Origin of the sequence: Actinoplanes sp. SE50/110 (genome assembly GCF_900119315.1) — a bacterium.
In the GTDB taxonomy this organism is placed as follows: domain Bacteria; phylum Actinomycetota; class Actinomycetes; order Mycobacteriales; family Micromonosporaceae; genus Actinoplanes.
Genome location: NZ_LT827010.1, coordinates 7,108,649 through 7,134,939, shown reverse-complemented (window position 1 = coordinate 7,134,939; position 26,291 = coordinate 7,108,649). Strand labels below are relative to the sequence as shown.

Below are 26,291 nucleotides of genomic sequence, written 5' to 3'. Positions count from 1 at the left end.
CGCGATGGCGGAAAGCACCTCCGGAGTCATCCAGCCGCCCGCCCCGCGCGGCGGCAACGGTCAGCTGCAGCCGGACGAGGACGGCTTCACCACCGATCGGCGCAGCCAGACCGGCTCGATCATCCCCGGCCAGGGCAGCGTTTCCGTGCCGGGTCAGCCCGGCCCGGGGCGTCGCGGCCGCGGCGAGCCGCAGGACGCTCGCGTAACGGCCGACACCTCCGCGGGCATGGGCTCGCCCGAACGGAGCCAGGGTTTCCCGGCGGGTGCCGGTTCGCCCGAGCAGAGCCAGAGTTTCCCGGCGGGCATGGGCTCGCCCGAACGGAGCCAGGGTTTCCCGGCGGGTGCCGGTTCGCCGGAGCGGAGTCAGGGTTTTCCGGCGGGCATGGGCTCGCCGGAGCGGAGTCAGGGTTTCCCGGCGGGCATGGGTGGTCCTGAGCAGAGTCAGAGCTTCCGTGCCGGGCTGGGTGGGCCGGAACACGGGCAAGCGTTCCCCGGCGGGGCTGGGCCGGAGTCCAGTCAGGCCTTCCCGGCCGGTGCCGGTGGACCGGAGCCGACTTCGCGGGGTCGTCGTCGCCGGGCGGTGCCGGAGCAGGGTGCCGGGGACGGGCGTGGTCCGAGGCGAGACCAGGGCTCCCCGGCAGGCCGGCACGGGGCCGAGCCGGAGTATGGGCAGGACTTCCCGGGCGAGGCGCCGACCGGTCGCCACGGACAGGGGCCCGAGCAGAGTCAGGGTTTCCCGGCCGGTACCGGTACGCCGAGCGGGCCGGTCTCGCCGGCGCCCGGACCGCGTGGCGGCGGTCCGCGGCGCGGGGGCGGCGCTGCGACGGCGGGTGCCGCGGCCGCCGGTGCGATCCCGGGACTGGAGGGGCCGGGTAGCGCTTCGACGCGGATTCCGGGCAACGGCGCGCCCCGGAATGTTCCCGGTGGTCCGGGTCGTGGTGCGGCAGGCGTGCCCGGCACCGGCTCCGGCGGTCCAGGTCGTGGTGCGGCGAGTATGCCGGGTAACGGTCCCGGTGGTGTAACAGGCGTACCCGGTGGCGGCCCAGGTGGTCCGGGTCGTGCTGCGGCGGGTGTACCGGGCGGCGGCCCGGGTGGTCCGGGTCGTGGCGCGGCCGGTGTACCGGGCGGGCCTGGTGGTCCGGGTGGTCCGGGCACCGCGGGTCGTGGCGCGGCGAGCGCGCCGGGCACCGGCCCCGGTGGCCCGGGTCGCGGTACGGCGGGCGTGCCGGGCAGCGGGCCTGGTGGTTCCGGCGGGCCCGGCGGCCCGGGGGTTCCGAACGGTCCCGGCGGCGTGGGTGGTCCCGGCGATCTCCGCGGCCCGAACGGTCCGACCGGACCGGGTCGTGGCGCGGCAAGCGTGCCCCGGAACGGCCCGGGCGGCCCGAACCGGGGCGCGGCGTCGGTCGCTGTGCCGGGTCAGGGCGATCCGGTCGACCTCGAGGCGGGTGCTTCGAGCGGTCTGCCCGGGCGGGGCGCGGCTTCGGTGCCCGGGAACGGGCCGGAGGCCGGTGGTCCGAGCGGTCTGCCGCCGCGGGGTGCCGCGGGTGTGCCCGGGAACGGGCGCGAGCCCGGTGGTCCGGGTGGTCTGCCGCCGCGAGGTGCCGCCGGTGTGCCGGGGAACGGCGCGGACGCGACCGGTTCGGGCAACGCCCCGCGGGGAGCGGCCTCGGTCGCGATGCCCGGGAACGCGGGTGCGGCCGCTGTGGCACAGCGGGGTGCGGGATCGGCCTCGGTGCCGGGCGGCGCTCCGGTCCCCGCGACGGGCAAGGGGACGGGCAAGGCTTCGGTCCCAGGCCAGGGCCGGAACGACGGGTTCGGTCCGGGGAGCGGTGACGGGTTCGGTCCGGGGAGCGGCGACGGGTTCGGTCCGGGGAGCGGTGACGGGTTCGGCCCGGGGAACGGCGACGGGTTCGGGCCGGGGAGCGGTGACGGGTTCGGGCCGGGGAGCGGCGACGGGTTCGGGCCGGGGAGCGGCGACGGGTTCGAAGGCGGGGACGGGTCCGGGAGTGGGGACGGGGACGGTTTCCGGGACGAGGGTGGCAAGGGCACCGGCACCATCGCGGTTGCCCGCGCCGGGAGTGCTGCCGGCGTACCGCGCAATCGGACCGGAATGGACAGCGGGCCCGGCGGCGAACCGGAGCGTGGTCTGTCGGAGCTTCGGCAGAAGCTCCGGTCGCAGCGCCGCCTGCGGCTGATCACCCTGACCACGCTGGCCGCGGTCGTGTTGCTGGTGCTGCCCGCCTTCTTCGGGATCCGCGCGGTCAGCAGCGACCCGGTCTTCGCCTCGCTGGACGCGCTGAACGTGCCGTCCTGGGCCGATCAGAAGCCGGACGACAAGAACAGCGGCAGCCGCTGGTGTTTCGGCGACTGCCGGTTCCGGGAGCGCACGACCGAATCGCAGCGGCCGTTCAAGGAGACGACCGAGGCCTACAGCAAGGCGCTGACCGAGGCCGGTTGGTCGCCGTGGAAGGTGGCCGGCTGCCCGGAGTCGCCGATCAAGGCCGAGGAGGGCACCTACACCTGCTGGCGGCGTGATGAGTTCACTCTGGACCTGGCGGTCGGCCTCCCCGGTTGCGCGGTCGATCAGGTGGCCGCGGATGCGCTGCCGGATGCCGGGACCGACCAGGCGGAGGCCGGGACGAAGGGCGCGCAGAAGTGTGCGGACGGATCGACGGTCAGCATCAAGGTGCGTGACGAGATCACCGATGAGCGGGGCAAGGTGGATCAGCATCCGGGCCCGGTGGGCGCAACGCCGGATCCGGTTCTGAACCAGAACGATCCGCTCTTGCAGCCGACACCGCAGGCGTCGTGACGCGCGTGGTGGTCACGGACGGTAGGGTCTGCACGTTGTCCCCGCCGATTCCGTGACTGCCCGAAGAGGAGACGCGTTACATGAACGCCGGAGAAATCGCAGGTCTGATCGCGGCGGGCGCCTTCCTGATGCTCGTCGTCGTGCTCGCTTTCCCGCTGCTGAAGCTGGGGCGCACGATCGATGCCGCCACCCGGGGCATCAATGAGGTGGTCGATCGCACCGGTCCGTTGCTCGGCAACGTGAACACCACCGTGGAAAATGTGAACACCGCGCTCGGCCAGGTCCAGGTCTCCCTGGACGGGGTGAACCTGCAGCTGGCCAAGGTCGACACCATGACCGAGCACGTGCAGAACATCACCGCGAATGTCGCCAACCTGGTCACCGTGGTCTCCGCGGCCGCGGCGAATCCGCTGGTCAAGGTCGCCTCGTTCGGGTACGGCGTGCGTAAGGCCGCCCGGGCCCGCAGTGCCGCCGAGGAGGACCGTGAGGTCCGCACCGAGATCAAGCGCCGTCGCAAAGCCACCCGCTGAGCCGCCCGGAAAGAGGAAATGCTGCCATGAAACGCCTGCTCTGGCTGGGTGTCGGTCTCGCCGTCGGCGCGCTGGTGGTGCGCAAGCTCACGCGCAAGGCCGAGGAGTTCACCCCGACCGGGATCGCCACCTCGCTCTCGCAATCCGCTGGCGGGCTCGTCGAGTCGCTGCGTAGCTTCGTGGAGGACGTCCGCGACGGCATGGCCGAGCGGGAACAGCAGATCCACGAGGCGTTCGCCGAAGGGGTTCTGTACGAGGACAAGTTCGCCGAGCTGCGCGACGACACGCGGCCCGGTTCGCAGGAGGGGAATCGATGAAGACGGCGGAAGTCAAGCGGCGCTTCCTGGCGCATTTCGAGGCTAACGGGCACACGGTGGTCCCGAGTGCCCCGCTGCCGGCCATCGACGACCCGAACCTGCTGTTCATCAACGCCGGCATGGTGCAGTTCGTGCCGTTCTTCCTGGGTCAGCGCACCCCGCCGTACCAGCGGGCGGCGAGCGTGCAGAAGTGCATCCGCACCCCGGACATCGACGAGGTCGGCAAGACCAGCCGGCACGGCACGTTCTTCCAGATGAACGGCAACTTCTCGTTCGGCGACTACTTCAAGGCGGGCGCGATCCCCCTCGCCTGGGAGCTGTCGACGAAGCCGGTCGACCAGGGCGGGTTCGGTCTCGACCCGGAGAAGATCTGGGCGACCGTCTACCTCGACGACGACGAGGCGATCGAGATCTGGAAGCAGACCGGTCTGCCCGCCGAGCGGATCGTGCGCCGCGGCAACAAGGACAACTTCTGGTCGATGGGCATCCCCGGCCCGGCCGGCCCGTGTTCCGAGCTGTACTACGACCGTGGCCCGGCGTACGGCAAGGAGGGCGGCCCGGAGGTCGACGAGGACCGGTACCTGGAGTTCTGGAACCTGGTCTTCATGCAGCACGAGATCACCGACGTGCGCTCGAAGGAGCAGTTCACGATCGTCGGTGACCTGCCCAAGCGCAACATCGACACCGGCATGGGCCTGGAGCGCATCGCGTCGATCCTGCAGGGTGTCGACAACCTGTACGAGATCGACGAGGTCCGGCCGATCCTGGCCCGCGCCGCGGAGATGACCGGCAAGAAGTACGGCGCGCACTCCGGGCACGCGGCGAGCGAGAGCCACCCGGACGACGTGCGCCTGCGGGTGATCGCCGACCACGTGCGGACCGCGCTGATGCTGATCGGCGACGGCATCGTGCCGTCGAACGAGGGCCGCGGGTACGTGCTGCGCCGGATCATGCGCCGGGCGATCCGGTCGATCCGGCTGCTCGGCTGGCAGGGCCCGGCGTTCACCGAGCTGCTGCCGATCGCGCGGGACTGCATGTCGCCGTCGTACCCGGAGCTGGCCGAGGAGTTCGGGCGGATCTCGACGTACGCGTACGCGGAGGAGGACGCGTTCCTCTCCACGCTGAAGGCGGGCACCACGATCCTGGACACCGCGATCACCGAGACGCGCGCGGCCAACAAGACGCAGCTCTCCGGTGACCAGGCGTTCAAGCTGCACGACACGTACGGCTTCCCGATCGACCTGACCCTGGAGATCGCGCAGGAGCAGGGCCTGCAGGTCGACCAGGACGGTTTCCGCCGGCTGATGGCCGAGCAGCGGAAAGCGGCGAAGGCGGACGCGGCGGCGCGCAAGACCGGGCACGCGGACCTGTCGGCGTACCGGTCGGCGCTGGACGCCGGCGGCACCGTCGAGTTCACCGGTTACCAGGAGATCTCCCGCGAGTCCCGGGTCCGCGCGCTGATCGGCGCCAAGGGCCGGGTCGAGGTCGCCGGTGAGGGCGAGACCATCGAGCTGGTGCTGGACACCACCCCGTTCTACGCGGAGGGTGGCGGTCAGCAGTCGGACACCGGCCTGATCAAGGTCGGCGGCGGTCAGGTGGAGGTCTTCGACGTCCAGCAGCCGATTCCCGGGCTGATCGTGCACAAGGCGCGGGTCGTGCAGGGTGAGGTGCGCGCCGGTGAGTCCGGGCTCGCCGAGATCGACGTGACCCGCCGCAAGGCGATCTCCCGCTCGCACACCGCGACCCACCTGGTCCACCAGACGATGCGCAACTTCCTCGGCGAGTCGGCCACCCAGGCGGGATCGCTGAACGCGCCGGGCCGTCTGCGGTTCGACTTCCACACCCCGGGCGCGGTCAACCCGTCGGTGCTCTTCGACGTCGAGCAGCAGATCAACGAGGTGCTGCTGCGTGACCTGGAGGTCAACGCGTTCATCACCTCGCAGGAGGAGGCCCGCCGGCTCGGTGCGATGGCGCTGTTCGGTGAGAAATACGGCGATGAGGTACGGGTTGTCGAGGTCGGCGATTACGCCCGGGAGCTCTGTGGCGGCACGCACGTGGCGCGTTCCGGCCAGCTCGGCCTGGTGAAGATTCTCACCGAGTCGTCGATCGGCTCGGGGGTGCGCCGGGTCGAGGCGCTGGTCGGCATCGACGCGTTCGGCTTCCTGGCCAAGGAGCACCTGCTGGTGTCCCGCCTGGCCGACCTGTTCCGGGTGCCCGGCGACCAGGTCGCCGACCGGGTCGAGCAGACCGTCACGGCGCTGCGCGACGCGGAGAAGGAGCTGGAGAAGCTGCGCGCGCAGATGGTGCTGGCGGGTGCGGCCGGGCTGGTCGACCAGGCGAAGGAGCTGCGCGGGGTGGCGTTCGTCGGCACCGAGGCGCCGGAGGGCGCGGGCGGCAACGACGTGCGCACGCTGGCCCAGGACATCCGCGGCAAGTTCGATCCGGCCCGCCCGGCGGTGGTCGCGGTGACCGCGCGGTCAGGTGGCAAGGCGACGCTGATCGTGGCGATCAACGCGGCGGCGAAGGGTCGCGGCCTGTCCGCCGGCGAGCTGGTCAAGGGCGCGCTGTCCGGCCGGGGTGGCGGCAACGCCGACCTGGCGCAGGGCGGCGGCGTTCCGGCGGCCGAGGCGCCGAACCTGCTCGCCGCGGTGGAGAAGGCGCTCGCCGACGCGAACTGAGAATAGGTTGGTAATGGATCCGTCGCCCAGTGCGACGGATCCTTTCCTTTTCCTTGAGAATTCCCGGCGGGACTACAGGTGGCCGTTGTATCGGCGGGCGGAACGGTTAAGCTTTGCCCGCGATCGGGGGTTTTTATCGGCGTACGTCGATATTGACCCACGGTGGTCGAAGGTAGGGTTCGCAGGACTTGGAGACGCGGTTTTGCCGGTGTGCGGGGAGAGAGCGTGACGCACGGCTTCACCCGGGGCGTGCGCCTCGGGGTGGACGTCGGTCAGGTGCGGGTCGGGGTCGCCAAGTGCGATCCGGACGGCATCCTGGCCAGCCCGGTCGTGACCGTGGCGCGGGACCAGCAGGCCGGCGAGGACAAGCTCCCCACCGACCTGGCGGAGCTGGTCGCGCTGGTGGAGGAACACGAGGCCGTCGAGGTCGTCGTGGGTCTGCCGGTGGCGCTCAACGGGCGTGAGGGCGTGGCGGCCGGCCACGTCCGGGCGTATGCGCAGCGGCTCGGTGCGCTGGTCGCGCCGCGGCCCGTCGTGCTCTCCGACGAGCGGATGTCGACCGTCGTGGCCAGCCGTAGGCTGAGCGAACGGGGTGTCCGCGGGCGTCGGCAGCGGGCGGTCGTCGACCAGGCGGCCGCCGTGGAGATCCTGCAGGGCTGGCTGGACGCGCAGCGGAGGCAGACTTAATTGAGCGACAACGACCTGGATCCCATGTTCGAGGGAGCCGAGGACCCGGGCCGGTGGCGGCATCGCAAGAAGGAACGCGGCCGCGGGCGTACGATCATGGCCCTCACCCTGGTGCTCCTGCTGTTCGGTGCGCTGGGTGGCGTCGGCTACATCGGCTTCGGCAAGATCCGCAGCTTCTTCACGGTCGAGGACTACGACGGGCCGGGCACCGGTGAGGCCGTCGTCGAGGTGAAGTCCGGCAACACCGCCACCGACATCGCCAACACCCTGTTCAAGGCGGGTGTGGTGAAGAGTGCCGCGGCGTTCGTCGACGCGGCCAAGGACGACCCGAAGAGCAAGGACATCCAGGTCGGAACGTATCTCCTGAAGAAGGAGATGAAGGCCAAGGACGCCCTGGCCATGCTGCTCGACCTGAAGAACAAGAACGTCAACAAGGTCACCATCCCGGAGGGCCTGATCTCGCTGCAGATCTTCGACCGGCTGTCGAAGTCGACCGGCATCCCGGTCGACGACTTCAAGGCGGCCGCGAAGAACGTGCAGAAGCTGGGCGTGCCGTCGATGTGGTTCAAGCGGCGCGACGGCAAGAAGGTCGACCCGTCGAAGATCGAGGGCTTCCTCTACCCGGCGACCTACGAGTTCCCCAAGGACGCCAAGGCCGAGGACATTCTCAAGATCATCATCACGCACTTCAACGACGAGATGACCAAGCTCGACTTCGCCAACCAGGCGTCCAAGCTCAACATCTCGCCGTACGAGGCGCTGGTCGCCGCGTCGATCGCCCAGGTCGAGGCGCTGCTGCCGCAGGACATGGGCCCGGTCGCCCGGGTGCTCTACAACCGGGCTTACACCGGCGAGTTCCCGTGCAGCTGCATGCAGCTGGACAGCATGGTCAACTACTACCTGCGGATCAGCGGCAAGGACGCCAAGGCGTCGGAGAACCTGCTGCGCAAGGAGCTGCACGACCCGAAGAACCCGTACAACTATGACGCCAAGGGCCTGGCGATCACGCCGATCAGCAGCCCCGGCGAGGTCGCCCTGAAGGGTGCCGTCACCGCCCCGAAGAGCAATTACTTCTTCTTCGTGACGATCGACAAAAAGGGCACGATGGCGTACGGGCGGACCAACGACGAGCACCAGGCGAACATCCGAATCGCCTGCCAGAACGGTATTCCGATCTGCTGAGGCGGATCCCGGACACATCGACGGCCGGTCGGGGTTCCAACCCCGCCGGCCGTTGTTGTGGGGTAGCGCCGGAAGTCGATCCGTGACAGCCTTCGGCTCGTAGTTCCAGCCGGGGGCTTGACAAAGCTGGACATACAGCGGAGGCGGAAATGCTCGACGATCTGGATTCGGTGCTGGCGGAAGAACAGCAGCCACAGCCGGACGCGCCGCGCCACAAGCGGGGCCGGACCGGCCGGTCGGCGATCGCGTTCTTCCTCAGCCTCGTCCTGCTCGCCCTGCTGGCCGGCGGTGGCTGGCTGGTCTACAGCAAGGTGAAAGGCTTCTTCGTCGCCGACGACTACTCCGGGCCCGGCGGCGCCGAGACGATCGTGCAGGTGCAGAGCGGCCAGTCGGCCACGGACATCGGCAACACGCTGTACCAGGCCAAGGTGGTGGCCTCGGCGGAGGCGTTCGTCGACGCCGCCAAGGACAACAACCGCAGCAAGAACATCCAGGCCGGGTGGTACAGGCTCAAGGTGCAGATGAAGGCCGCCGACGCGCTGACCCTGATGCTCGACCCGAAGAGCCGCTGGGTCACCCGGGTCACCCTGCCCGAGGGCCTGTCGTACCAGCAGACCTTCCAGAAGCTGTCGGAGGCCACCAAGATCCCGGTGGCCGAGTTCACCAAGGCGGCGAAGGACCCGGTCGCGCTCGGCGTCGACCCGTCCTGGTTCACCCGCACCGACGGCAAGAAGGCCGACAAGACCGACATCGAGGGCTTCCTGTTCCCGTCGACCTACGAGCTGTCACCCAAGGCCGACGCCACCGACGTGCTCAAGACGATCATCGCGAACTTCAACACCCAGATGGACCAGCTGGAGTTCGTCTCCACGGTGCAGAAGACGCGCGGCGGGATCAGTCCGTACCAGGCACTGATCGTCGCCTCGATCGCCCAGGCCGAGGCACTCAAGGACGAGGACATGCCCAAGGTGTCCCGGGTCGTCTACAACCGGGCGTACGGCGATTTCGCCTGCCACTGCCTGGGCCTGGACAGCACGGTCAACTACTGGCTGCGGATCAGCGGCAAGGGCTCGAAGGCGTCGGAGAAGCTCACCAACGCCGACCTGCACGACCCGAAGGACCCGTACAACACGCACGACAAGCCGGGCCTGCCGCCCGGGCCGATCGGCAACCCGGGCCTGGGCGCGCTCAAGGGCGCGATGAGCCCGACCGAGAACTTCCCGTACTACTACTTCATCAGCGTCGACACCAAGGGCACGATGGCGTACGGCAAGACCGGCGACGACCACGAGCGCAACAGGCAGCTCGCCTGTCACAACGGCATCCCGCTGTGCTGAGCCCGGTTCCGTAGAATACGGCCGTGCAGACCACCAGTTCGCGCCGCGCGGCCGTGCTCGGCAAGCCGATCGCCCACTCGCTCTCCCCGGTGATCCACCGCGCCGGGTTCGCCGCGGCCGGCCTGACCGGCTGGACGTACGAGGCGATCGAGTGCGCCGAGGCGGAGCTGCCCGGCCTGGTGGCCGGCCTCGGCCCGGAGTGGGCCGGTCTGTCGCTGACCATGCCGCTCAAGGAGACCGCGCTCACCCTGGCCGCCTCGGCCACCCCGGCCGCGATCGCCGCCGGCGTGGCCAACACCCTGATCCGTCAGGACGACGGCGGGTGGCATGCCGACAACACCGACATCCCCGGCATGGTCCGGGTGCTGCGCGCGGCCGGCCTGGGCGCCGGGACGGGCCGACACGCGGCCAAGGAGGCGCCGCCCCGGATCACCGTCCTCGGCGGCGGCGGTACCGCCCGGGCCGCCCTGGCCGCCGCGGCCGAGCTCGGCGCCGAGGTGGTCACCGTGGTCACCCGCCGCCCCGAGGCCCGTGCCGAACTGGAGCCGGTGGCCGGCGCGCTCGGCGTCAAGCTGGACGGGGCCCCGTGGTCGGCCGCCGCCCTGGACGCCGACGCGGTGATCTCCACGGTGCCCAAGGGCGCCGCCGACGCGCTGGCCGCCGAGGTCACCTGGCGCTCCGGCGGCGTCTTCTTCGACGCGCTGTACGACCCGTGGCCCACCCCGCTGGCCGCCTCCGCGATCGCCGCGGGCGTCACCGTGGTGTCCGGGCTCGACCTGCTGCTGGCCCAGGCGCTGAGTCAGTTCGAGCAATTCACCGGGGTGGCCGAGGCCCCGGAGGAGGCGATGCGCGCCGCGCTCGACGAGGCGGCCCGCAACCGGTAGGTGGGACCGGCGGGCCCTCTCGTCGGATCGGTCCCCGCCGACACTAGGCTTCTTCCCATGCTGCGCTGGCTTACTGCAGGTGAATCGCACGGACCGGCGCTCGTCGCCATGCTCGAGGGTGTGCCCGCCGGGATCGAGGTGACGAGCGCCGACATCACCCGTGACCTCGTGCGCCGCCGCCTGGGCTACGGGCGTGGCGCCCGGATGAAGTTCGAGCAGGACGAGGTCGAGTTCATCGGCGGGGTCCGGCACGGGCTGACGCTGGGCAGCCCGGTCGCGATCCGGGTCGGCAACACCGAGTGGCCCAAGTGGGAGACGGTCATGTCGGCCGACCCGGTCGACCCGGACGTGCTGGCCGCCCAGTCGCGCAACGCCCCGCTGACCCGCCCGCGCCCCGGCCACGCCGACCTGGCCGGCATGCAGAAGTACGGGCACACCGACGCCCGGCCGATCCTGGAGCGGGCCAGCGCCCGGGAGACCGCCGCCCGGGTCGCCGTCGGCGTCGTCGCCAAGCAGCTGATCAGGCAGGCGCTCGGCATCGAGATCGTGTCGCATGTGATCGAGCTCGGCTCGGTCGCCGCGAAGACCGGCCTGATCCCCACCCTGGACGACTTCGACCGGATCGACGCCGACCCGCTGCGCTGCCTCGACCCGGAGGCCAGCGCCCGGATGGTGGCCGAGGTCGACGCGGCCAAGAGGGACGCGGACACGCTCGGCGGCATCGTCGAGGTCCTCGCCTACCACGTCCCACCGGGCCTCGGCTCACACGTGCAGTGGGACCGCAAGCTCGACGCCCGGCTGGCCACCGCCCTGATGTCGATCCAGTCGGTCAAGGGCGTCGAGATCGGCGACGGCTTCACCCAGGCCCGCTCCCGCGGCTCGGTCGCGCACGACGAGATCGTCCCGACGGCGGACGGCGTCCGGCGGGTCACCGACCGGGCCGGCGGCCTGGAGGGCGGCATCACCAACGGCGAGCCGCTGCGCGTCCGCGCCGCGCTGAAGCCCATCTCGTCCCTGAACCGGGCGCTGCAGACCATCGACATCACCACCGGCGAGCCGGCCACCGCGATCAACCAGCGCTCCGACGTCTGCGCGGTCCCGGCCGGCGCGGTCGTCGCCGAGGCGATGGTCGCCCTGGTCCTGGCCGAGGCGGCCACCGAGAAGTTCGGCGGCGACTCGGTCGCCGAGATCCGCCGCAACCTCGCCTCCTACCGGGACAACCTGGTGGTCCGCTGATGCCCCCGCGCGCGGTCCTGGTCGGCCCACCCGGCGCCGGCAAGACGACGATCGGCGAGGCGGTCGCCGCCACCCTCGGCCTGTCCTTCACCGACACCGACACGATCATCGAGCAGCGGGCCGGCAAGCCGATCCCGGACATCTTCGTCGAGGACGGCGAGCCCACCTTCCGCACCCTGGAACGCACGGTCGTCGCCGAGTCGTTGTCCTCCTTCGACGGCATCCTCTCCCTGGGCGGCGGCGCCATCCTGGACGAGACCACCCGCGCCCTGCTGAAGGACCACACGGTCGTCTTCCTCTCGGTGGAGCTGGCGGACGCCATCAAACGGGTCGGCCTCGGCGCCGGCCGCCCGCTGCTGGCGATGAACCCCCGGGCGACGATGAAGTTCCTGCTGGAACAGCGGCGGCCGCTCTACACCGAGGTCGCCACCCACACGGTGCTGACCGACGGCCGCGGGCCCGAGGAGATCGCCCCCGAGGTCGCCGCCCTCCTGCGGGCCTAGTCCGCAACGTGTGGTCCGAGCCGCCGGCTCATCACGTATTCGGTCACGCCGGGACGGTTGGGGTGTGGTTGACACTCAGCCGTCCTGCGGAAGCCGTGACACCGGTACAGACGCTCGGCCGCCGCATTGTCCTCCACCAACAGACCTGCCTCGGCCCACGAGCCGGTCATCGGGCCCGAGGCGGCGCAGTGCCGGAAGCATGTCATCGTCCTTTCGCGGGTTGCCGTGGACACTATGAGCGCGGAAAACCGGTGGGCAATGGATATTCGTCGACGGGGGCCGCCGGACGGAACCGCCCACCTGGCGGAACCGCGCCGAGCACAGCGGACAGAAGCGCGGCTCGCGGATAGGGTGACGGCCGTGGTGACGCGAATCCCGGTGCATGGTGACCGCCCGTACGACGTGATCGTCGGCCGCGGTCTGCACGACGAGCTTCTTCCGATGATCGACGGCGCCGCGCGGGTGGCGGTGGTTCATCCGGCGGCGCTGCGGGAGCGGGCCGAGGCGGTCGCCAAGGCAGTCGGTGGGTGCACGGTGGTGCCGATCGAGGTGCCGGACGCGGAGAAGGGGAAGACCGTCGAGGTCGCCGCCCGGTGCTGGGATGCGCTGGGTGCCGCCGGGTTCACCCGGACCGATGTGGTGGTCGGGGTCGGCGGGGGTGCCACCACCGATCTGGCCGGCTATGTCGCGGCGGCCTGGCTGCGCGGGGTGCGGTGGGTGCCGGTGTCGACCTCGGTCGCCGGGATGGTCGACGCCGCGGTCGGGGGGAAGACCGCGGTCAACATCGCGGCCGGCAAGAATCTGGTGGGGGCGTTCCACCCGCCGGCCGGGGTGATCTGTGACCTGGACGCGCTGGACACGCTGCCGGCCGAGGACATCGCGGCCGGGCTGGCCGAGGTGGTCAAGGGCGGGTTCATCGCCGACCCGCGGATCCTGGAGCTGATCGAGGCGGATCCGGACGCGGCGCTGGACCCGCGCGGCGAGGTGCTGCGGGAGCTGATCGAGCGGAAGATCCGGGTCAAGGCCGACGTGGTCGGGGTGGATCTCCAGGAGTCCGGACTGCGGGAGATCCTCAACTATGGGCACACGCTGGGGCACGCGATCGAGCGCCGGGAGCGGTACACCTGGAAGCACGGGCATGCCGTGGCGGTGGGCATGATCTTCGCGGCCGAGCTGGGGCGGCTGTCCGGGCGGCTGGACGACGCGACCGCGGGGCGCCACCGGGAGATCCTGGTGCGGCTGGGGCTGCCCACGTCGTACGACCGCCATGCCTTCGGTGAGCTGGAAGCCGGGATGCGCGTCGACAAGAAGACGCGGGCCGCCACCTTGCGCTTCGTGGTGCTGGACGGCCTGGCGAAGCCGGGCATCCTGACCGGGCCGGACGACGACCTGCTGCGGCGGGCGTACGCGGCGGTGGCGCGATGATCTACGTGTTGAACGGGCCGAACCTGAACCGGCTGGGCACCCGGGAACCGGACATCTACGGCACGACGACGTATCAGGACCTGGTCGACATGTGCCGGACCGTCGCCGATGATCTCGGCAGGGAGATCGCCGTCCGGCAGACCAACGCCGAGTACGAGATGCTCGGCTGGCTGCACGAGGCCGCCGACGAGGGCGCCGACGTGGTGCTCAACCCGGGCGCGTGGACGCATTACAACATCGCGATCCGGGACGCCTGCGCGATGCTGCGTGGCAAGCTGATCGAGGTGCACATCTCGAACGTGCACACGCGTGAGGAGTTCCGGCACCACTCGGTGATCTCGGCGGTGGCGACCGGGGTGATCGCCGGGCTCGGTATCGACGGGTACCGGCTGGCTTTGGAGCACATCTGCCGGTAGACCCGATTCGCCCTCACCAGCGAATCGCCGGTAAAGTGGTTCGGTCAACGATTCGAGTCAAGATCAAGGCAGGACATGGCTTCCACCAACGACCTGAAGAACGGCCTGGTTCTCAACCTCGACAAGGAGCTGTGGTCCGTCGTTGAGTTCCAGCACGTCAAGCCCGGTAAGGGTCCGGCCTTCGTGCGCACCACGCTGAAGCACGTGCTCTCCGGCAAGGTCGTCGACAAGACCTTCAACGCGGGCACCAAGGTCGAGACGGCGACCGTGGACAAGCGCACGATGCAGTATCTGTACCAGGACGGCGACGACTACGTCTTCATGGACCTGGACACCTACGAGCAGATCCACGTCCCCGGCGCCACGGTCGGTGACAACGCGAACTACCTGCTGCCCGAGGCGGAGGCCACGGTCGCGCTGCACGAGGGCGTCCCGCTCTACATCGAGCTGCCGACCAGCGTCTTCGTCGAGGTCACCTACACCGAGCCGGGCCTGCAGGGCGACCGCTCGACCGGTGGCACCAAGCCGGCGACGATCGAGACCGGCGCCACGGTTCAGGTTCCGCTGTTCATCACCACCGGTGAGAAGATCAAGGTCGACACCCGCGACGGCCGCTACCTCGGCCGCAGCTGATGGCGGAAGGTCCCAAGAAGGAACGGCTGGCGCGCCGCAAGGCGCGCAAGCGGGCGCTGGACGTCCTTTTCGAGGCCGACATGCGCGATCTGCCGCCGAGCCAGGTGCTGGTCACCTATCTCGACCGGATCGCGAAGCCGCACCCCGAGCACCTGGCGTACGCGATCACCCTGATCGAGGGTGTCGCCAAGAACATCGACCGGGTCGACGAGCTGATCGCCAGCTACGCCGAGGGCTGGACGATCGACCGGATGCCGGTCGTCGACCGCAACCTGGCCCGGATCGCCGTCTACGAGCTGCTCTTCGAGCCGGACGTGGACGACCCGGTGGCGATCACCGAGGCGGTGGAGCTGGCGCGGGAGATGTCGACCGACGACAGCCCGAGGTTCCTCAACGGTCTGCTGGACCGGATCGCCGCTTTCGCCACAAGGTAGAAAAACCGCAAAACGGCCTGGACCGCTCTTCGGTCCGGGCCGTTTTCATGTTTCGTACGTGGTGAGAACCCGCGCCGATCTTGGGGGGCCGACGCGGGCTCGGGGTGAGCGCGTCAGCTCGCGAAGAACGCCCGCGGGTCGGCCACCAGGACGCCCTGCTCGGTGAGCCGCTCGATCAAGCCGGACGGCGAGATGTCGTACACGATGGCGAGCGCGCGCAGGTCGTCGGCGCGGATCGAGAGGACCCGGCCGTTGTAGTCGCCACGCTGCTGCTGGATCGCCCGGGCGTACCGCGCCACGTAGGCGAGGTCCTCACCGGTGGTGTCGTACAGCTTCTCGAGGTCCAGCACGATCTTGTTGGTGGCCTCGAGGCGGATGCCGCTGCCGTCGGGCAGCAGCTCGGAGACGGGCACCCGGTAGAAGTCGGCCAACTCGGCCAGGCGCGAGACGGTCACGGCACGGTCGCCACGCTCGTACGAGCCGACCACGACGGCCTTCCAGCGGCCGTTGGACTTCTCTTCGACGCCCTGCAGGGACAGGCCCTGCTGCTGGCGAATGGAGCGCAGACGAGCGCCCAGTGACTTCGCGTACTCAGACGGCATTCGGACACTCCCAGTACTGTGCTGTGCCTTCCCGGAGGGTTCTTCCTCACGGATCGCTACGCTGCGTGACGGTACGGAGTTTGCGAGCGCCGGTCAAGTGTTGGTTACCGATGAGTCGTGCGGGCCGCAACCAAAGTCACCGGCGGTATCCCTACTTGCTCAATTTGTCCGTTTTGCGCGCCGGGTCAGGCAGGTCACCATGATCAAAGCCTGCGCCACTGGTAACGTAGCGTCAGCCAGACATCCTTTAACGACCCGTCCCGTGAGGCGGGGAAGGAGGTCCGCCGTGGCACAGCCACGCGCAGACGCGCCCAGCAAGATCATTTTAGCCGGGTCCGACCTGTCCCGGGTCGTCGACCGGATCGCGCACCAGATCCTGGAGAAGACGTCCGGCGCCACCGGCACCGTGCTTCTCGGCATCCCCACCCGCGGCGTCCCGCTCGCGCACCGCCTGGCCGCCCGGATCCACGCCTTCGAGGGCGTCGAGGTCCCGGTCGGCTCGCTGGACATCACGCTCTACCGCGACGACCTGCGCCTCAAGGCGACGCGCGCACTGGGCCGCACCGAGCTGCCGCCCGGCGGCATCGACGGCCTGCGGGTGATCCTGGTCGACGACGTGCTGTTCTCCGGCCGCTCGGTGCGCGCCGCCCTGGACGCCCTCAAGGACCTCGGCCGGCCCAGCTCGGTGCAGCTCGCGGTGCTGGTCGACCGCGGTCACCGGCAGTTGCCGATCCGCGCCGACTACGTCGGCAAGAACATCCCCACGGCGTTGAGCGAGAGCGTCAAGGTCGCTCTCACCGAGGTCGACGACGCCGATGAGGTACGCCTGATCGGAGGGCTGCAGTGATCAAACATCTGCGTTCGGCCGCGGACCTGGACGCCGCGACCGCCACCCTGATCCTGGACACCGCCGCCGAGATGGCCGCGCTCTCCGGCCGTGAGGTCAAGAAGCTGCCCGCGCTGCGCGGCCGCACCGTGGTGAACCTCTTCTACGAGGACTCCACCCGGACCCGGATCTCGTTCGAGGCGGCCGCCAAGCGCCTCTCCGCCGACGTGATCAACTTTTCGGCGAAGGGATCCAGCGTCTCCAAGGGCGAGAGCCTCAAGGACACCGCGCTGACCCTGCAGGCGATGGGTGCCGACGCCGTGGTGATCCGGCACGCGGCCAGCGGCGCCCCGCACCGGCTGGCGAACTGGGTGGAGGGCTCGGTGGTCAACGCCGGCGACGGCACCCACGAGCACCCGACCCAGGCGCTGCTCGACGCGTACACGATGCGCTCGCGCCTGGGCCGCCTCGACGGGCTGAACGTGGCGATCGTCGGCGACGTGCTGCACAGCCGGGTGGCCCGCTCCAACGTGCTGCTGCTGACCACGCTGGGCGCAAGAGTCACCCTGGTCGGCCCGCCGACCTTGATCCCGGTCGACATCGCCCCTGCCTTGTCCAAGGAGACCCGAGTCTCGTACGACCTGGACAGCGTCCTGCCGGACAGTGACGTGGTGATGATGCTGCGCGTGCAGACCGAGCGGATGCAGGACTCGTATTTCCCGTCCGCCCGGGAGTACAGCCGCCGCTACGGACTGGACATGACCCGGATGCGCAAACTGCCGGAGCACGCGATCGTGATGCACCCCGGCCCGATGAACCGCGGGATGGAGATCGCGCCCGAGGTGGCCGACTCGCCCCGATCCACCATCGTCGAACAGGTCGCCAACGGCGTCAGCGTCCGGATGGCCGTCCTCTACCTGCTCCTGGGAGGCAAGTGATGGCGTACCTGCTCAAGGGCGTCTCGATTCTCGGCGCCGCGCCGACGGATCTCTTCATCGACAACGGCGTCATCGCGGAACGCACCGCAGAAGCGGACCCGGTGGTCGTCGAGGCGGCCGGTCTCGTCGCCCTGCCCGGTCTCGTCGACGTGCACACCCACCTGCGCGAACCCGGCCGCGAGGACGCCGAGACGGTGGAGACCGGCTCCCGCGCCGCCGCCCTCGGCGGCTACACCGCGGTCTGCGCGATGGCCAACACGTCCCCGGTCGCCGACACCGCCGGCGTCGTCGAGCAGGTCTGGCGCCTGGGCCGGGAGGCCGGCCTGGTCGACGTCCAGCCGATCGGTGCGGTCACCGTCGGCCTGGCCGGCAAGCAGCTGGCCGAGCTCGGCGCGATGGCCACCTCGGCGGCCACCGTGCGGATCTTCTCCGACGACGGCTTCTGCGTCGCCGACCCGAAGCTGATGCGCCGCGCCCTGGAGTACGTGAAGGCGTTCGACGGCGTGATCGCCCAGCACGCCGAGGAACACCGGCTCACCGAGGGCGCCCAGATGCACGAGGGCGAGGTCAGCACCCGGCTCGGCCTGACCGGCTGGCCGGCGGTCGCCGAGGAGGCGATCATCGCCCGGGACGTGCTGCTGACCGAGCACGTCGGCAGCCGCCTGCACGTCTGCCACGTCTCGACGGCCGGCTCGGTCGAGGTGCTGCGCCAGGCCAAGGCCCGCGGCGTCCGGGTGACCGCCGAGGTCACCCCGCACCACCTGCTGCTCACCGACGAGCTCGCGGCGGGCTACGACCCGGTCTTCAAGGTCAACCCACCGCTGCGTACGGCGAAGGACGTCACCGCCCTGCGCCAGGCGCTGCTGGACGGCGTGATCGACGTGGTGGCCACCGACCACGCCCCGCACGCCGTGCAGGACAAGGAATGTGAGTGGTCGTACGCCCGGCCGGGCATGCTCGGCCTGGAGACCGCCCTGCCGATCCTGCTGAGCGTGTTCGGCGAGCAGTGGGACCTGATCGCCGACCGGATGTCGGTCGCCCCGGCCCGGATCGCCGGGCTGAGCGGGCACGGCGGCGACCTGACCGAACCGGGCACACCGGCGAACCTGACGCTGGTGGACCCGTCGGCGCGCTGGGTCGTGGACCCGGGCGCTCTGGCGAGCCGCAGCCGGAACACCCCGTACGCGGGAATGACCCTGCCGGGCCGCATCGTGGCGACCTTCCTGCGGGGCGAGGCAACCGTTCTCGACGGGAAGGCAGTCAAGTGACCAAGGCAATCCTCGTACTGGAAGATGGCCGGTCTTTCACCGGCACCGCATACGGCGCTGTGGGGGAGACCTTCGGCGAGGCGGTCTTCACCACCGGGATGACCGGTTACCAGGAGGTGCTGACCGACCCGTCGTTCCACCGGCAGGTCGTGGTGCAGACCGCGCCGCAGATCGGCAACACCGGCGTCAACGACGAGGACGACGAGTCGGACCGGATCTGGGTCGCCGGATACGTGGTCCGCGACCCGGCCCGCCGCCCGTCCAACTGGCGCGCGACCGGCGACCTGGGCGAGCGCCTGGCCGCCGAGGGCGTGGTCGGGATCAGCGGCATCGACACCCGCGCCCTGACCCGCCACCTGCGCGAGCGCGGCGCGATGCGGGTGGGCATCTCCTCGCTCGACCTGGACGTCCAAGCCCTGCGGGAACGGGTCAAGGCCCAGCCGCAGATGCTCGGCGCCGACCTGTCCGCCCAGGTCACCACCGGCGAGCGCTACACCGTGCCGGCCGAGGGCGAGCACCGGTACACGGTCGCCGCGCTGGACCTGGGGATCAAGCGCAACGTCTCCCGCCGGCTGGCCGCCCGCGGCGTGACCACGCACATCTTCCCGGCGAACTCCTCGATCGAGGATCTGCTGGCGGTCAGCCCCGACGCGGTGTTCTTCTCGCCCGGCCCGGGCGACCCGGCCACCGCCGACGGCCCGGTCGCGCTCGCCCGGGAGGTGATGAACCGCGAGGTGCCGCTGTTCGGCATCTGCTTCGGCAGCCAGATCCTCGGCCGGGCGCTCGGCTTCGGCACCTACAAGCTCGGCTACGGCCACCGCGGCATCAACCAGCCGGTGCTCGACCGGACCACCGGCAAGGTGGAGGTGACCAGCCACAACCACGGCTTCGCGGTCGACGCTCCGCTCGACGAGGTGCTCACCACCGACTTCGGCCGGGTCGAGGTCTCGCACGTCTGCCTCAACGACAACGTGGTCGAAGGGCTGCGCGGCATCGACGTGCCCGCGTTCACCGTCCAGTACCACCCCGAGGCCGCCGCCGGCCCGCATGACGCCGACTACCTGTTTGATCGGTTCGTCGAGCTCGTCGAGAAGAAGGGCTGACCACTGATGCCGAAGCGTGAAGATCTCAAGCATGTGATGGTGATCGGCTCCGGTCCGATCGTCATCGGCCAGGCCTGCGAGTTCGACTACTCCGGCACCCAGGCGTGCCGGGTGCTGCGCGCCGAGGGGCTGCGCGTCTCGCTGGTCAACTCGAACCCGGCCACGATCATGACCGACCCGGAGTTCGCCGACGCCACCTACGTCGAGCCGATCACCCCCGAGTTCGTCGAGCTGGTCATCGCCAAGGAGCGCCCGGACGCGATCCTGCCGACGCTGGGCGGGCAGACCGCGCTGAACACCGCGATCGCCCTGCACGAGAGCGGCGTGCTGGACAAGTACGGCGTCGAGCTGATCGGCGCCAACGTCGAGGCCATCCGCAAGGGTGAGGACCGGCAGCTGTTCAAGGACATCGTCGCCAAGGCCGGCGGCGAGACCCCGCGCTCGCGGGTCTGCCACTCGATGGACGAGGTGCGCGCCACGGTCGCCGAGATCGGCCTGCCGGTGGTCATCCGCCCGTCGTTCACCATGGGCGGCCTCGGCTCGGGCATGGCGCACAGCGACGCCGACCTGGAGATGATCGCCGGCGCCGGCCTGGCCGCCTCCCCGGTGCACGAGGTGCTGATCGAGGAGAGCGTGCTCGGCTGGAAGGAGTACGAGCTCGAACTGATGCGCGACCGGCACGACAACGTCGTGGTCGTGTGTTCGATCGAGAACGTCGACCCGATGGGCGTGCACACCGGCGACAGCGTCACCGTGGCGCCGGCCCTGACCCTCACCGACCGGGAGTACCAGAAGCTGCGCGACCTGGGCATCGCGGTGCTCCGCGAGGTCGGCGTCGACACCGGCGGCTGCAACATCCAGTTCGCGATCAACCCGGACGACGGCCGGATGATCGTGATCGAGATGAACCCGCGGGTGTCCCGCTCCTCGGCGCTGGCCTCCAAGGCGACCGGCTTCCCGATCGCGAAGATCGCCGCGAAGCTGGCCATCGGCTACACCCTGGACGAGATCCCGAACGACATCACGCTGCAGACCCCGGCCGCCTTCGAGCCGGCCCTGGACTACGTGGTCGTCAAGATCCCGCGGTTCGCGTTCGAGAAGTTCCCGGGCGCGGACAAGGAGCTCACCACCACGATGAAGTCGGTGGGCGAGGCGATGAGCCTGGGCCGCAACTTCGCCGAGGCACTGAACAAGGCGATGCGCTCGATGGAGACGTCGCAGGCGGGGTTCTGGACCTACGCTGACAAGACCGACGATCTGCAGGAGGTTCTGGAGGCGCTGAAGACGCCGCACGACGGCCGGCTCTACACCGTCGAGCACGCCTTCCGGCTGGGCGCGACCGTCGAGCAGGTGCACGCGGCCAGCGGCCGGATCGACCCGTGGTTCCTCGACGAGATCAAGGCGCTGGTCGACCTGCGCGCCGAGATCCTGGCCGCCCCGGTCCTCGACGAGGAACTGCTGCGCAAGGCCAAGCGGTCCGGCCTGTCCGACCGGCAGCTCGCCGCGCTGCGCCCGGAGCTGGCCGGCGAGGACGGGGTCCGCGCGCTGCGGCACCGGCTGGGGCTGCGCCCGGTCTACAAGACGGTGGACACCTGCGCGGCCGAGTTCGCCGCCAACACGCCGTACCACTACTCGTCGTACGACGAGGAGACCGAGGTCGCGCCGAGTGACCGGCCCAAGGTGATCATCCTGGGCTCCGGGCCGAACCGGATCGGGCAGGGTATCGAGTTCGACTACTCGTGCGTGCACGCCGTACAGGCGCTGCGCGGGGTCGATTTCGAAACCGTCATGGTCAACTGCAACCCGGAGACGGTCTCCACCGACTACGACACCGCCGACCGGCTCTACTTCGAGCCGCTCACCTTCGAGGACGTCCTCGAGGTGTTCCACGCCGAGGACTCCTCCGGCAAGGCGGCCGGCGGCCCCGGTGTGATCGGCGTGATCGTCCAGCTGGGTGGCCAGACCCCGCTCGGCCTGGCGAACCGGCTCAAGGCGGCCGGCATCCCGATCGTCGGCACCTCGCCCGAGTCGATCGATCTGGCCGAGGACCGCGGCCTGTTCGGCACGCTGCTCGCCGAGAACGGGCTGCGCTCGCCCGAGCACGGCACCGCCACCTCGTTCGAGGAGGCCAAGGCGATCGCCGACACGATCGGCTACCCGGTGCTGGTGCGCCCGTCGTACGTGCTGGGCGGCCGGGGCATGGAGATCGTCTACGACGAGCCCACGCTGAAGGGCTACATCGAGCGGGCCACCGAGATCTCCCCGGACCACCCGGTGCTGGTCGACCGGTTCCTGGACGACGCCGTGGAGATCGACGTGGACGCGCTCTGCGACGCCACCGGCGAGGTCTACCTGGGTGGCGTGATGGAACACATCGAGGAGGCCGGCATCCACTCCGGCGACTCGGCCTGCTCGCTGCCGCCGATCACCCTGGCCGCCTCGCACCTGGCCGAGGTGCGCCGCTACACCGAGGCGCTGGCCCGCGGGATCGGCGTGCGCGGCCTGATGAACGTCCAGTACGCCCTCAAGGACGAGCAGCTCTACGTCCTGGAGGCGAACCCGCGGGCGTCGCGCACCGTGCCGTTCGTCTCCAAGGCGACCGGCGTGCAGCTGGCCAAGGCGGCCGCCCGGGTCATGCTCGGCGCCACCATCGCCGAGCTGCGCGCCGAGGGCATGCTGGTGCCCGACCGCGACGGCGGCTCGGTGCCGGCCGGCGCGCCGATCGCGATCAAGGAGGCGGTGCTGCCCTTCAAGCGGTTCCGCACGCTCGCCGGCAACAACGTGGACAGCCTGCTCAGCCCGGAGATGAAGTCGACCGGTGAGGTGATGGGCATCGACGCCGGGTTCGGCCAGGCGTTCGCCAAGTCGCAGGCCGCGGCGTACGGGTCGCTGCCGACCAGTGGCAAGATCTTCGTCTCGGTGGCGAACCGGGACAAGCGGTCGATGATCTTCCCGGTCAAGCGGCTCGCCGACCTCGGCTTCGGCATCGTCACCACGGCCGGCACCGGTGAGGTGCTCTCCCGGTACGGCATCGACTGCGAGATCGTCCCGAAGCACTACGAGAGCCCGGGCACGAACGCCGTCGAGCTGATCCTGGCCGGTGAGATCGCCCTGATCATCAACACCCCGCAGGGCTCCGGCGCGAGCGCCCGCCAGGACGGGTACGAGATCCGCAGCGCCGCGGTCACCGCCGACATCCCGTGCGTGACCACGGTGCCGGGGGCGGCCGCCGCGGTGATGGGCATCGAGGCCCTGATGCGCGGCGACATGAGCGTGCGGCCGCTGCAGGACCTGCACCGGCTGCTCCGGAGCGACCTCTCATGAATCTGTTCCGCAACGCCGTCCGGCCGGTGCTGTTCCGGCTGGGCGGCGGCGACGCCGAGACCGCGCACGAGTGGACGCTGCACCGGCTCGCCTCGATGCCGCCGGCCGCCCGTGAGGTGATGCGCCGCCGGTACGCCTTCTCCGCCCCGGTGGAGGCGTTCGGCGTGCGGTTCCCGAACCGGGTCGGCCTGGCCGCCGGGATGGACAAGAACGGCCTGGCCCTGCCGGCCTGGCCGGCCCTCGGCTTCGGTTTCGTCGAGGTGGGCACGGTCACCGCCAAGCCGCAGCCGGGCAACGACCGGCCGCGCCTGTTCCGCCTGCGGGAGAGCGAGGCGATCATCAACCGGATGGGCTTCAACAACGCCGGCGCGGCCGCCCTGGCCGCGCGGCTGGAGGAGCTCGGGCCGATCGGTGTGCCGCTCGGCGTCTCGCTGGGCAAGTCCAAGGTCACCCCACTGGACGAGGCGGTCGAGGACTACCGGGAGTCGTACCGGCTGCTGCACCCGTACGCCGACTACATCGCGGTGAACGTCTCCTCGCCGAACACGCCGGGCCTGCGCAGCCTCCAGGATCGCGACGCGATCAAGGAGATCCTGAAAGCGCTCAGCGGTCCGGTCCCGGTGCTCGTCAAGATCGCCCCGGATCTGACCGAGCCGGCCATCGCCGAGCTTCTCGAGGTCTGCCTGGAGCACGGTGCGGCCGGCCTGATCGCCACCAACACCACCCTGGCCCGCGACGGCCTGGCCCCGGGCGATCGGCACCTGGCCGCCGAGGCCGGCGGGCTGTCCGGCCGGCCGCTGACCGAGCGGGCCCGCGAGGTGGTCCGCTTCGTGCACGAGGAGACCGGCGGCCGGCTGCCGATCGTCGGGGTCGGCGGGATCCTGTCGGCCGACGACGCCTCCCGGATGCTGGATGCCGGGGCGACGCTGGTGCAGCTCTACTCCGGGTTCATCTACAAGGGCCCGGATCTGGTCAAGGCGGTCGCTCAGGGTGCCCGCCCGGCCCGCGCGACGACGCCGCGATGAGCCCCGTCGAGCGCGAGCTGCTGGCGCTCGACCGGGCGCACGTGTGGCACCCGTACGGGCCGATGCCCGGCCGCAGCGATCCGTATCTGGTGGAGAGCGCGGCCGGGGTCCGGCTGCGACTGGCCGACGGGCGCGAGCTCGTCGACGGGATGTCCTCCTGGTGGGCGGCGGTCCACGGGTATCGCCACCCGGTGCTGGACGCGGCGCTCGCCGAGCAGGCCGGGCGGATGAGCCACGTGATGTTCGGCGGGCTCACCCACGAGCCGGCCATCACGCTGGCCCGTACGCTGGTCGAGCTCACCCCGCCCGGCCTGGAGCACGTCTTCCTCTGCGACTCCGGCTCGGTCGGGGTCGAGGTGGCGATCAAGATGGCGATCCAGGCCACTGGCCGCCGCCGGCTCGCCACCTGGCGCGGCGGGTATCACGGCGACACGTTCCACCCGATGAGCGTGTGCGATCCGGACGGCGGGATGCACTCGCTGTGGACCGGGGTGCTGCCGGCGCAGATCTTCGCCGCCGCGCCGCCCGCCGATTTCGACCAGGCCTATGCCGATTCCCTGCGGGACATGATTGCGGCGTACGCCACCGATCTGGCCGCCGTGATCGTCGAACCGGTGGTGCAGGGCGCCGGCGGGATGCGCTTCCACCATCCGGAGTATCTGCGCGTCCTGCGCGAGGCCACCGCCGAGCACGGCGTCCTGCTGATCTTCGACGAGATCGCCACCGGGTTCGGCCGCACCGGGCAGTTCTTCGCGGCCGGGCACGCCGGCGTGAGCCCGGACATCATGTGCCTGGGCAAGGCGCTCACCGGGGGATACCTGACGCTCGGCGCGACGCTGTGCACCACCGCGGTGGCCGAGGCGATCTCGGCGGGGCCGGGCGGCGCGCTGATGCACGGGCCGACCTTCATGGGCAATCCGCTGGCCTGCGCGGTGGCGAACGCCTCGCTGGGGCTGCTTCGCGACGGCGGGTGGGCGGACCGCGTACGCGTGATCGAAACCGGTCTTACCGAGGGTCTGGAGCCGTTGCGGGACGCGCCCGGGGTGGCCGACGTCCGGGTGCTCGGCGCGATCGGCGTGGTCCAGCTGGACCACGAGGTCGACGTGCCGCGGGCGACGGCGGCCGCGGTGGCCCAGGGGGTCTGGCTGCGCCCGTTCCGGGACCTGATCTACACGATGCCGCCGTACGTCGCCGACGAGGCCGACGTCGCCCGGATCACCGCGGGCATCACCGCGGCGGCGCTTTCTCACGAGCAGAGGGGTACACGCTAGATGGAAACCTTCGGGGAACGCCTCCACGCCGCGGTCGCCGAGCGCGGCCCACTGTGTGTCGGCATCGATCCGCATGCCGCTCTGCTCGCCCGCTGGGGGCTCTCCGACGATGTCGCCGGCCTGGAACGTTTCGCCCGTACGGTGGTCGACGCGCTGGCCGATCGGGTGGCGGTGCTGAAGCCGCAGTCGGCCTTTTTTGAGAGATTTGGGTCACGCGGCATCGCGATTCTTGAGTCAACTATCCGACAGTCCCGGGAGGCCGGCGCTCTTGTCCTGCTCGATGTGAAGCGCGGCGACATCGGCTCGACGATGGCCGCGTACGCCGCCGCGTACCTGGATCCAGCGAGTACTCTCCGCTCTGACGCGATTACTGTGAGTCCCTATCTCGGGGTCGGCTCGCTGCGCCCGGCATTCGATCTCGCGACCGCCACCGGCGCCGGAATTTTCGTTCTGGCGCTGACCTCCAACCCGGAGGGCGCTTCCGTCCAGCACGCCGTCGCGCCAGGTGGGAGCACTGTCGCGCAAACCGTGATCGACGAGATTTCCCAGCTCAACGCGGGTGTGAGCCCTCTCGGAAGTTTCGGCCTGGTGGTCGGCGCGACGATCGGCGACACCGGGCACGACCTGGCCGGCGTGAACGGGCCGCTGCTCGCGCCGGGCCTCGGAGCGCAGGGCGCGACGCCCGCCGACCTGCGTCGTGTCTTCGGCGAAAGCCTGCACAACGTGTTGCCGTCGTACTCACGCGAAGTTCTCTCCGCGGGCCCGGAGATCGCCGGTCTGCGGGCCGCCACCGACCGTGTTCTGGACGACTGCCGCGCCGCGCTCGGGTGATTACACCTGCGTAGCGCGGTGCGGGCCGG

Annotated in this window: 23 protein-coding genes; 22 read left to right on the top strand and 1 reads right to left on the bottom strand. The window is 70.6% G+C overall.

Annotation, left to right across the window (positions count from 1 at the left end; all coding sequences use genetic code 11):
• The first annotated feature begins 2,110 nt into the window (after positions 1–2,110).
• The 14 genes from ACSP50_RS42680 to nusB all read left to right on the top strand — a co-directional run bounded on the left by ACSP50_RS42680 (position 2,111) and on the right by nusB (position 15,074).
• The gene (locus tag ACSP50_RS42680; RefSeq protein ID WP_155123694.1) at positions 2,111–2,812 is read left to right on the top strand and encodes a hypothetical protein; all 702 of its coding nucleotides are present in this window, start codon (positions 2,111–2,113) and stop codon (positions 2,810–2,812) included.
• Positions 2,813–2,892: 80 nt separating this feature from the next.
• Positions 2,893–3,342, top strand: coding sequence for a DUF948 domain-containing protein (locus tag ACSP50_RS31920; RefSeq protein ID WP_014693439.1), 450 nt, complete (start codon positions 2,893–2,895; stop codon positions 3,340–3,342).
• A 26-nt stretch (positions 3,343–3,368) separates the two neighbouring features.
• The gene (locus tag ACSP50_RS31915) at positions 3,369–3,659 is read left to right on the top strand and encodes a hypothetical protein (RefSeq protein ID WP_014693438.1); all 291 of its coding nucleotides are present in this window, start codon (positions 3,369–3,371) and stop codon (positions 3,657–3,659) included.
• The gene (alaS, locus tag ACSP50_RS31910; RefSeq protein ID WP_014693437.1) at positions 3,656–6,337 is read left to right on the top strand and encodes an alanine--tRNA ligase; all 2,682 of its coding nucleotides are present in this window, start codon (positions 3,656–3,658) and stop codon (positions 6,335–6,337) included. The genes ACSP50_RS31915 and alaS overlap by 4 nt, the downstream gene beginning before the upstream one ends.
• 225 nt (positions 6,338–6,562) lie before the next feature.
• Positions 6,563–7,024 carry a Holliday junction resolvase RuvX gene (ruvX, locus tag ACSP50_RS31905; protein ID WP_014693436.1) on the top strand — a complete coding sequence of 154 codons (462 nt, stop codon included), beginning with the start codon at positions 6,563–6,565 and terminating at the stop codon, positions 7,022–7,024.
• Positions 7,025–8,206: an endolytic transglycosylase MltG gene (gene mltG, locus ACSP50_RS31900; protein ID WP_014693435.1), complete on the top strand. Its 1,182-nt coding sequence runs from the start codon at positions 7,025–7,027 to the stop codon at positions 8,204–8,206.
• A 149-nt stretch (positions 8,207–8,355) separates the two neighbouring features.
• Entirely contained in the window at positions 8,356–9,543 is a 1,188-nt protein-coding gene (mltG, locus tag ACSP50_RS31895; RefSeq protein ID WP_014693434.1) for an endolytic transglycosylase MltG, read from the top strand.
• A 23-nt stretch (positions 9,544–9,566) separates the two neighbouring features.
• Entirely contained in the window at positions 9,567–10,427 is an 861-nt protein-coding gene (locus tag ACSP50_RS31890) for a shikimate dehydrogenase (protein ID WP_014693433.1), read from the top strand.
• A 57-nt stretch (positions 10,428–10,484) separates the two neighbouring features.
• A complete protein-coding gene (aroC, locus tag ACSP50_RS31885; protein WP_014693432.1) occupies positions 10,485–11,663 on the top strand; it encodes a chorismate synthase in 1,179 nt (392 codons plus the stop codon).
• Positions 11,663–12,166 (top strand): shikimate kinase, encoded by a 504-nt coding sequence (locus ACSP50_RS31880; RefSeq protein ID WP_014693431.1) that lies wholly within the window; start codon positions 11,663–11,665, stop codon positions 12,164–12,166. The genes aroC and ACSP50_RS31880 overlap by 1 nt, the downstream gene beginning before the upstream one ends.
• 360 nt (positions 12,167–12,526) lie before the next feature.
• The gene (aroB, locus tag ACSP50_RS31875; RefSeq protein ID WP_014693430.1) at positions 12,527–13,591 is read left to right on the top strand and encodes a 3-dehydroquinate synthase; all 1,065 of its coding nucleotides are present in this window, start codon (positions 12,527–12,529) and stop codon (positions 13,589–13,591) included.
• Positions 13,588–14,007, top strand: coding sequence for a type II 3-dehydroquinate dehydratase (gene aroQ / locus ACSP50_RS31870; RefSeq protein WP_014693429.1), 420 nt, complete (start codon positions 13,588–13,590; stop codon positions 14,005–14,007). The genes aroB and aroQ overlap by 4 nt, the downstream gene beginning before the upstream one ends.
• 75 nt (positions 14,008–14,082) lie before the next feature.
• Positions 14,083–14,640, top strand: a complete 558-nt coding sequence (gene efp / locus ACSP50_RS31865) for an elongation factor P (protein ID WP_014693428.1) — start codon at positions 14,083–14,085, stop codon at positions 14,638–14,640.
• Positions 14,640–15,074, top strand: coding sequence for a transcription antitermination factor NusB (nusB, locus tag ACSP50_RS31860; protein ID WP_014693427.1), 435 nt, complete (start codon positions 14,640–14,642; stop codon positions 15,072–15,074). The genes efp and nusB overlap by 1 nt, the downstream gene beginning before the upstream one ends.
• Positions 15,075–15,187: 113 nt before the next feature.
• Here nusB and ACSP50_RS31855 read toward each other — a convergent pair whose 3' ends face one another.
• Positions 15,188–15,676, bottom strand: coding sequence for a transcriptional regulator (locus ACSP50_RS31855; protein ID WP_014446326.1), 489 nt, complete (start codon positions 15,674–15,676; stop codon positions 15,188–15,190).
• A gap of 262 nt (positions 15,677–15,938) precedes the next feature.
• Between ACSP50_RS31855 and pyrR the strand changes: the two genes are divergently transcribed.
• Genes pyrR through pyrF form a run of 8 tightly spaced genes read left to right on the top strand, consistent with a single transcriptional unit; the run spans position 15,939 to position 26,262 of the window.
• Positions 15,939–16,523, top strand: coding sequence for a bifunctional pyr operon transcriptional regulator/uracil phosphoribosyltransferase PyrR (gene pyrR / locus ACSP50_RS31850; protein WP_369793882.1), 585 nt, complete (start codon positions 15,939–15,941; stop codon positions 16,521–16,523).
• Complete coding sequence (locus tag ACSP50_RS31845; protein ID WP_014693425.1) at positions 16,520–17,440, top strand: aspartate carbamoyltransferase catalytic subunit; 921 nt, start codon at positions 16,520–16,522, stop codon at positions 17,438–17,440. The genes pyrR and ACSP50_RS31845 overlap by 4 nt, the downstream gene beginning before the upstream one ends.
• Positions 17,437–18,708: a dihydroorotase gene (locus ACSP50_RS31840; protein WP_043512574.1), complete on the top strand. Its 1,272-nt coding sequence runs from the start codon at positions 17,437–17,439 to the stop codon at positions 18,706–18,708. Before ACSP50_RS31845 ends, ACSP50_RS31840 begins: the two co-directional genes overlap by 4 nt.
• On the top strand, positions 18,705–19,811 hold the full coding sequence (gene carA, locus ACSP50_RS31835) for a glutamine-hydrolyzing carbamoyl-phosphate synthase small subunit (RefSeq protein ID WP_014693423.1): 1,107 nt from the start codon (positions 18,705–18,707) through the stop codon (positions 19,809–19,811). Before ACSP50_RS31840 ends, carA begins: the two co-directional genes overlap by 4 nt.
• Positions 19,812–19,817: 6 nt before the next feature.
• Positions 19,818–23,135 carry a carbamoyl-phosphate synthase large subunit gene (gene carB / locus ACSP50_RS31830; RefSeq protein ID WP_014693422.1) on the top strand — a complete coding sequence of 1,106 codons (3,318 nt, stop codon included), beginning with the start codon at positions 19,818–19,820 and terminating at the stop codon, positions 23,133–23,135.
• Positions 23,132–24,160, top strand: a complete 1,029-nt coding sequence (locus tag ACSP50_RS31825; protein WP_014693421.1) for a quinone-dependent dihydroorotate dehydrogenase — start codon at positions 23,132–23,134, stop codon at positions 24,158–24,160. Before carB ends, ACSP50_RS31825 begins: the two co-directional genes overlap by 4 nt.
• Positions 24,157–25,431, top strand: a complete 1,275-nt coding sequence (locus ACSP50_RS31820; protein WP_014693420.1) for an adenosylmethionine--8-amino-7-oxononanoate transaminase — start codon at positions 24,157–24,159, stop codon at positions 25,429–25,431. Before ACSP50_RS31825 ends, ACSP50_RS31820 begins: the two co-directional genes overlap by 4 nt.
• Positions 25,432–26,262 carry an orotidine-5'-phosphate decarboxylase gene (pyrF, locus tag ACSP50_RS31815; RefSeq protein ID WP_014693419.1) on the top strand — a complete coding sequence of 277 codons (831 nt, stop codon included), beginning with the start codon at positions 25,432–25,434 and terminating at the stop codon, positions 26,260–26,262.
• Positions 26,263–26,291: the final 29 nt, after the last annotated feature.